The sequence below is a fragment of the Mesorhizobium sp. M0514 genome (assembly GCF_040321145.1).
GTDB lineage: Bacteria > Pseudomonadota > Alphaproteobacteria > Rhizobiales > Rhizobiaceae > Mesorhizobium.
The window spans coordinates 1-2,981 of record NZ_JAMYQZ010000187.1; the positions used below are offsets into that span (position 1 = coordinate 1).

A 2,981-nucleotide genomic window follows, 5' to 3' on the forward strand; every position below is an offset into this window, starting at 1 on the left:
GCTTGGCGCCTTTCCTCTACCCCGTCGATCGGGGGGTCCGAAGGACGGGCGAGACCCGTGGCTCGCCCCGGCAAGGTGGCTCGGCGAAGCCGAGACGGAGTGGGGGTCAGCGCCGCCATAGGCGATTGGCCCAGCGCGCGGACAAGGCGAGGCTATCCCTAAGCCTGCCCGCGCACAGCCTTCCGCAACCGCGAATGCCGTACCGGAGACGCTGCCTCGGGCCCCGGCGCTTTCTCCGCAGCTTCCCCCTCATGCAACCCCACCCGCAGCGCCGCGCCCGCCAGATGGTCGCGCATCGCGGCTTGCGCCCCTTCGGCGTCGCCGGCACGGATCGCTCTCAGGATGCGCTCATGTTCGCCGAGCGTGATGCGGGCCATGTCGTCCGACTTTTGCTGGTTGCCGGCGGCGAGAATGCTTTCGCGCACCCGCTCGGACACGAAGACCAGGAATTGGCCCATGTAGGAATTCCGCGTCGCCTCGGCGACGGTGCGGTGGAATTCGAGGTCGCTGCGCAGCCAGGCGACGCTGCCATAGGGGGCGGCGCGCATGCCGGACAGCGCATCGCCCATGGCTTTGAGATCGGCGTCGCTGCGCCGTTTTGCGGCAAGGGCCGCCGCCTGCACTTCGAGGATGCCACGCAGTTCGAACAGATTGCGAAACGAGTCGGCGCGCTGCAGCGTCTCATGGTCGATGGTCAGCACCGTCGGGTTGTTGCTCTCGACCACGAAGGCGCCGCGCCCCTGCTGCGACCAGATTCGGCCTTCCGAGCGCAGCCGCGCGATCGCCTCGCGCACCACGTTGCGGCTGACCCCGAAAGTGGTTGCCAGCGCCGCCTCGGTCGGCAGCTGGTCACCCGGCTTCAGCCGGCCTTGCGCGATCTCGCGCGAGATGGAACTGGCCACCAGAGTGGAGAGGTGTGGGCCGCGATTGACCTTGTCGAGTTTCAGCGTCATCGCTCACCTATAGTCGACGGCGGGTGCGGACGCCAGAATGCGGCCGTTGCTGAGAATGTGGCGCGGGTCGAATGCGTCCTTGATGCCGGCGGCGAGGTTGAGCGTCACCGGATCGATGCGTTCGAGGAACGCCTTCTGCTTGACCCGGCCGATGCCGTGCTCGGCGCTGATAGAGCCGCCATAGCGATCGACGACGGTGAAGATCTCGGCTTCCGCCTGCTCGAACAGATGTTCCATCGCCTCGGTGCCCATGCCTTCCGGCGGCACGACGTTGAGGTGGATGTTGCCGTCGCCGACATGGCCGTAGGTGACGGCCAGCGCGTCGGGCCGGGCTTTCTCCAAGGCGGCCAGCGCATCGGTGACGAAATCGGCAAGCCTGGAGATCGGCACCGACACATCGGTGCGCAGGTAGCGGCCTCCCCTGCCCTGCCGCTCGACCATGATCTCGCGATAAAGCCACAGCCGCTCGGCTTGCGCCCGCGTCGAAGCGATGACGCCGTCCTCGACGATGTCCTCGACGCTGCCGAGAAACCCCAGCAGCATGTTGGAGAGGTCGATCAGCCCGCCGGAGGACACCTCGATCAGCACATAGACGGGATAGGGCTGGCTGAGCGGATCGGGAAAATCCTGGCCTTCGCGCATGGTGATCTCGATGCCGCCGCGCAGGATCAGTTCGAAGGCGGTGAGCAAATCGCTGCAATCGCGCCGCGCCCTTGCATAGAGTGCCATCGCGTCCTCGACGGAGCGCAGGCCAAGCAGCGCGGTTTCGATCTGCGTCGGCTTGGGGAATAGTTTCAGCGCCGCCGCGGTGACGATGCCCAGCGTGCCCTCCGAGCCGATGAAGATCTGCTTCAGATCATAGCCGCGATTGTCCTTGCGCAGCACTTTCAGCCCGTTCCAGATGCGGCCGTCGGCCAGCACCACTTCGAGGCCAAGCACCAGATCCCGCGTCATCCCGTAGCGCAGCACGTTGAAGCCGCCGGCATTGGTGGCGACATTGCCGCCGATGCGGCAGCTGCCTTGCGCGCCGAAGGTGATCGGCAGCAGGCAGTCGCTCGCTTCAGCCTCGCGCTTGGCGTCCTCGAGGATGCAGCCGGCCTCGACCACCATGGCAAAGTCGATCGGGCTGATCGAACGGATACGGTTCATGCGCTCCAGCGAGATGACGATCTCGCCGCCATCCGCCGCCACTGCGGCGCCCACGAGCCCGGTCAGGCCGCCTTGCGGCACGACCGGAATGCGCTCGGCATGGCAGAACCGCATCAGCGCCGACATTTCATCCACCGAGGAGGGCCGCGCCACCGCCAGCGGCCGGCCGAAATGATCGCCCGACCAATCGCGGCTGTAGCGCGCCAGATCCACTTCCTCGGTCAGCAGCCCGCCATTCGGCAGCAGGCCGGCCAGGGCTGCGATCTGCGATGCGGAGGTTGGCAGCACGGCATTCATGGATTGGCTCTGGGCCCCTCGGCAAAACGACTGGACAAATACCGACGTTGTCGTGTTATCATACAACCCTGATTGAGAACATCAAGCGAGGCTTGCCGCCAAGCGTTCGATGTGGATGATCAGACCCGCAAATCACAGAATTCGGAGGACTTCCCCAATGAGCGACGCCCCGGGCTTTCGCTATATGCACACCATGATCAGGGTGCTCGACCTCGACAAGTCGATCGCCTTCTACACCGAGGTGCTCGGCATGACCCTGCTGCGCCGCGACGACTACCCCGGCGGCAAGTTCACCAACGCCTTTGTCGGCTACGGCCCCGAGGACAAGGAAGCCGTCGTCGAGCTGACGCTGAACTGGGGCCGCGAGGAGCCCTACGAGATCGGCACCGGCTTCGGCCATCTGGCGCTCGGCGTCAACGACATCTACGCCGTCTGCGCCGAACTGGAAAAGCGCGGCGCCAAAATCCCGCGCAAGCCCGGCCCGATGCAGCACGGCACCACCCACATCGCTTTCGTCGAAGACCCCGACGGCTACAAGATCGAGCTGATCGGCCTCGACACGATGTGATCCGATCGGGCCGG

The 2,981-nt window shown here is 65.8% G+C and carries 3 protein-coding genes; 1 reads left to right on the forward strand and 2 read right to left on the reverse strand.

Annotation, left to right across the window (positions count from 1 at the left end; translation table 11 throughout):
* Nucleotides 1-158 precede the first annotated feature (158 nt).
* Both NKI61_RS32630 and NKI61_RS32635 read right to left on the reverse strand, forming a co-directional pair.
* Nucleotides 159-953, reverse strand: a complete 795-nt coding sequence (locus NKI61_RS32630) for a FadR/GntR family transcriptional regulator (protein WP_023714083.1) — start codon at nucleotides 951-953, stop codon at nucleotides 159-161.
* Between the two features lie 3 nt (nucleotides 954-956).
* A complete protein-coding gene (locus NKI61_RS32635) occupies nucleotides 957-2,399 on the reverse strand; it encodes an FAD-binding oxidoreductase (RefSeq protein WP_352842397.1) in 1,443 nt (480 codons plus the stop codon).
* Nucleotides 2,400-2,556: 157 nt separating this feature from the next.
* Here NKI61_RS32635 and gloA point away from each other — a divergent pair, with 157 nt between their 5' ends.
* Complete coding sequence (gene gloA, locus NKI61_RS32640) at nucleotides 2,557-2,967, forward strand: lactoylglutathione lyase (RefSeq protein ID WP_019856614.1); 411 nt, start codon at nucleotides 2,557-2,559, stop codon at nucleotides 2,965-2,967.
* The last annotated feature ends 14 nt before the right edge of the window (nucleotides 2,968-2,981 follow it).